The sequence below is a fragment of the Flagellimonas olearia genome (assembly GCF_009184425.1).
GTDB classification, from domain to species: domain Bacteria; phylum Bacteroidota; class Bacteroidia; order Flavobacteriales; family Flavobacteriaceae; genus Flagellimonas; species Flagellimonas olearia.
In genome coordinates, this window is the sequence record NZ_WELG01000087.1 from 1 (window position 1) to 382 (window position 382).

1 protein-coding gene is annotated in these 382 nt (G+C 40.6%); it reads right to left on the minus strand.

The annotated features are described in order from the left end of the window. Positions 1–382 (minus strand): N-6 DNA methylase (locus tag F8C76_RS19945; protein WP_152132955.1); only part of this gene is annotated, 382 nt, incomplete at both ends.

The following is a 382-nucleotide window of genomic DNA, read 5'->3' on the forward strand; positions in this document are numbered from 1 at the left end:
ACCCTTTTGAAACATTTTTATCGCCTAGCACTTTAGAAAATTGTAAGAGTAACGATCCGCTCCCACAGCATGGATCATAAACTTTATTGACGCTTTCTTGGTTGTGCAGGGCGATTTTAGCGAGCAGTTCGCTCACTTCTTGGGGGGTGAAAAATTCCCCTCCGCTTTTGCCGGCATTGCTCGCATACATGGTCATTAAATATTCATAAGCGTCGCCAAAAACATCAATCCCGCTTTTTTGGTAGTCGCCTAATTGCATGTCCCCTATGGCTTGAAGGATTTTAGTCAGTTTTTCAACCCTTTTTTTATGAGAGCTCCCTAATTTATTGCTATTGACATCTAAATCCGCAAACAAGCCTTTAACATTTTCTTCTGATTTAAA